Source organism: Sphaerisporangium sp. NPDC049002 (genome assembly GCF_040649355.1).
Lineage (GTDB): Bacteria > Actinomycetota > Actinomycetes > Streptosporangiales > Streptosporangiaceae > Sphaerisporangium.
The window spans coordinates 1-3,598 of sequence record NZ_JBEZFH010000364.1 but is presented as its reverse complement, the minus strand read 5'-3'; the positions used below and the strand labels follow the sequence as shown (position 1 = coordinate 3,598).

At 67.5% G+C, this 3,598-nt stretch carries 4 protein-coding genes and 1 pseudogene; all 5 read left to right on the top strand.

Annotation, left to right across the window (positions count from 1 at the left end; genetic code table 11):
- Positions 1–396: hypothetical protein (locus AB0B89_RS35405; RefSeq protein WP_358561845.1), on the top strand; the 396-nt coding region annotated here is incomplete at its 5' end.
- A 178-nt stretch (positions 397–574) separates the two neighbouring features.
- Entirely contained in the window at positions 575–1,273 is a 699-nt protein-coding gene (locus AB0B89_RS35400; protein WP_358561842.1) for a methyltransferase domain-containing protein, read from the top strand.
- Positions 1,274–1,285: 12 nt separating this feature from the next.
- Positions 1,286–2,086 carry a ThiF family adenylyltransferase gene (locus AB0B89_RS35395; protein WP_358561841.1) on the top strand — a complete coding sequence of 267 codons (801 nt, stop codon included), beginning with the start codon at positions 1,286–1,288 and terminating at the stop codon, positions 2,084–2,086.
- Complete coding sequence (locus AB0B89_RS35390; RefSeq protein WP_358561840.1) at positions 2,083–2,850, top strand: pyridoxal-phosphate dependent enzyme; 768 nt, start codon at positions 2,083–2,085, stop codon at positions 2,848–2,850. The genes AB0B89_RS35395 and AB0B89_RS35390 overlap by 4 nt, the downstream gene beginning before the upstream one ends.
- 145 nt (positions 2,851–2,995) lie before the next feature.
- Positions 2,996–3,598: pseudogene (locus tag AB0B89_RS35385) on the top strand (hypothetical protein); the annotation flags it as partial.

Sequence of the window (3,598 nt, the reverse complement as noted above, 5' to 3'; positions counted from 1 at the left end):
GCGTCGTTCAGCAACGTCGGCAACTGGCTGTGCACGTCGGGCGCCTCCTCCGGCGCCCTGTGCGGCATCCAGGTCAAGGCCAACAACCTTGAGGTCGGCACCGCCTATCCGCTGGTCAGAGCCGAACAGGTCGCCCACGCCAGCGCCGCGGGCCACGGCGACAGCGGTGGCCCGGTGTTCGAGCTGACCAGCGCCAACACCAAGGTCATCGCCAAGGGGACGATCTCGGCCGGCGACGTGAACACCAAGGTGGCGTGCACGGGCGAGATGTGGTCGGGGCGGGAGTGCACCTGGCGTTTCTACTACGCCGACGCGACTCAGGCCCTCACCCGGTACCGCGCGGTCATCGTCGTGGACGGTCCGCAGCAGGGCCTCACGGCGGACGTCAAGAAGTAGCCACTCGTGCGGGCCGACGGGAACGCCCGCGCGCCGGCAGCCGGCCGGCGCGGGGCGGATCCGTCACGCCGAGACCGCCTGAGCATGGATTCAGGCTTCCGGGCCGACCGGCTTGTTTCGCGCGGGTGGAGTCTCCTCCGTTGCCCGCGAACGAATATCTGAGGAAGTGGAGAGCGCTGTGAGCGACAACATCTGGACCGACTTCGCCAAGAGCTATGACCAGATGATTCCCGAGCTGAACTGCTATCAGCGGATGCTCGGAAAGATCCTTCGCGACACTGAGGGCCGTCAGGTCGTGATCGACGCCGGGTGCGGAACCGGCTTGGTCAGCCAGGCTCTGATCGACCGCGGTCACGAGGTCATCGGGTTCGACAACAACCCTGCCATGCTGCAGCGGGCCCATGACAAGAAGGCGGCCTCGCCGGGCGAGGCCCGCGACCGATGGACGGTCATGGACGGAGGCGTGGAGAAGTTCCCCGCCGAGGTCGTCGCCGACGCGGACGCGGTCGTGCTCAACAACGTCCTCTTCTACGTCCCCGACGTCGACTCGGCGCTGCGCGAGGTCTTCTCTCACCTGAAGCCGGGCGGCGTGATGATCGCCACCGGCCCGAAGCGCCGGCCCGACCTGGCGAAGGTGCTTGAGCACTCCGTCGCCGAGTGGCAGGCGGAAGGGCGGTTCAACGAGGATCTCCAGGCCGCGCTGGCCCATCATTCGACCTGCGCCCGGAAGCTGACCACCGATCCCAACGAGATGGTGACGTTCTTCGAAGTCGACGAACTGGTGGACACCCTCCGGCGCCTGGGCTTCTCGCGTCCCCTGGCCGCGGACGGCGACGACTATTTCGGCGAGAACTACTACGTCTGCATGCAGAAGTGAAACGAGGTTTCCGTGGAACACTCTGAGATCAATCCCAGATTCCGGCGTAACCTGGGGATTCTGGACGAAGAATCGATGAAGAGGGTCGCGGAGACCCATGTTCTCGTGGCCGGGGTGGGCGGTGCGGGCGGGCAGTGCGCGGTGGATCTGGCCCGCCTCGGCTTCGGCTGGGTGACGCTCGCGGACTTCGACGTCTACGAGGTTCACAACTCCAATCGTCAGGCCGGCAGCTTCGACAGCACGGTCGGTCAGCTCAAGACCGAGGTCGTCGGGAAGATGTGCCAGGACATCAACCCGGAGATCCGGATCCGCAAGGCGATGGAGGGCGTGACCGAGAACAACATCGACTCCTTGCTCTCGGGGTTCGGCGGGAAGCCGGTGGACTACGTCGTGGAGGTCATCGACATCGCCGGCTCCCGGGCGAAGGAATGGCTGCACCAAGCGTGCAGGGAGCGCGGGCTCGTCATCATGACCGGCCTGATGCTGGGATTCGGGGCCGCTCTGCACGTCTTCCAGCCCGAAGCGCCTCTCTATGAGGACCTCTACATGCTTCCGGACGGGCGTATCGACCTGCCCAAGATCATTCCTGGGTTCGGCAGCTACGTCGTGCAGGAGCACTGGGACGCCTGCTTCGCCGGGCGTGGACACGCCCCCACGTGCGTGATCGGGGCCACCACCGCGGCCGGGCTGATGGTGAGCGAGATCATGCGTGGCATCCTGTTGGGGAGGGACCAGATGGTGTCGTACCCCGAATACCTGTACGTGGACTTCTTCGACCACCGTTATGTCCGAGGCTCGGTCGCCTCCGCATGAACGCCATGGACGCGCCCTTTCCTCTCACCCGACCCGACGTGAACGGCCCCGCCGTGCTCTGGGGTGGGATGTGCGAATCGGGAAGCCTCAAAGACCTCACGTACGAGCATTGCCTCGCGGTGGTCCCGGAAGACGTGCGGGGATTCGTCGAGATCTCCGGTTCGTCGACCGCGCTCGCCCTCGACCTGTTCGGGAGGAAGAGAGGACTGCCGACCGTCGCCGTCACGGACGCCTCCGGCCGCGATCATCTCGTGAGCCGCGGCTTCCGCGGCCAGGTGCGGACGATCACGAGCCTTGAGGAGGCCGGCGAGATCTGCCTGCGGTACGAGCAGGCGGGCTGGTTCTGGCCGAAGCAGTTCACCAACGTGGAGCTGGTGGGCTGCGTGGAGCTGTGGGGGTCGCGTCTGCTGCGGGAGGTCCGCGCGAATTGGCCCGGAATCCGGCACGTGGTCTGTGGATTCGGTACGGGAGCCACCGTCGTGGGACTGCACCGCGTTTTCGCCCCCTTGGGGTACTCGGTCATGGGACTGCAGGCCAGGGAAGGCGATCCCGTCCCTGGCTGGAGGAACTACGCCCTCCAGAACCTGGAAGACCAGGATCTCTTCCACCGCTTTCAGGGGGAGATCCCGCTTTCCACCGCGTCCGAAGCCGAGCGCCCCGGCACAGGCGCCCTGGAATCGCTCCTGAGGTACGCGAACGCCCACCCCCATCCGGAGCAGGTGCTGGTGATCTCCCATGACGGCCGCCCCCGGCCCGGGAACTGATACGCGAGGTCGAACGACAGCCGTCGGCTGAATACATTCACGATCCGAGGTGGGAAGAAACCTCACCCGGTCCCGGGCCTCCGGGCGCCGTAAACCTCCCCAAGGTGTGACCATTGCGGCGTAACGGGGTTACGGGAGGACCTGAATGAACGACGATCCGATGCTTCCTCAGGCCGTGGCCGGGGCGCTTGGGGAGTACCGCGCGGCGCTGGCCGAGCATGGCATGACCTGGGGAGAGCCCCCGATCGACTACGTCAGGGCGATGAGCCCCTCACGGTTCGTCGGTGACGAGGCGTTCTTCCGGGCCGCCTACGCCCGGGTACGAGCCGAGCACCCGGACGGCACCGACGCCGAGCACGAGGTCCTCGCGCGCGAGCTGGACTTCGACGAGGTGCTCAGGGACGCGCTCGGCGGGGAGCCACCGCCCGAGGGCCTCGCCGTGCTGCGGCTGACGGCCGAAGGACACCGGCTGGACGTCCGGCCGCGTACCGTCCTCGAACCGGACGGCGGGGCGCCCGCCCCGCTGACGCTGCTGATCGACAACGGCCGTGCGACGGCCGCGGAGGTCGGCGTCGGCGGGCGGGCGTACCGCGTCGCCGCCGGCGGGGCGCACCTGGTCGAGATGGACACCTCGACCGAGGTGACCGCCGGCCCCGAGCGGGTCGAGCTGTCCGGGCTGACCCGCATCGCCCCATGCCGCCGCGTGCTCGCCGTGGAGGACACCTCGACCACCGGCGGATCGGTGCTC

Bases quoted from the DNA above. Each gene is read 5' to 3' on its own strand.
- AB0B89_RS35390 (WP_358561840.1), top strand. From the start codon at position 2,083: ATGAACGCCATGGACGCGCCCTTTCCTCTCACCCGACCCGACGTGAAC.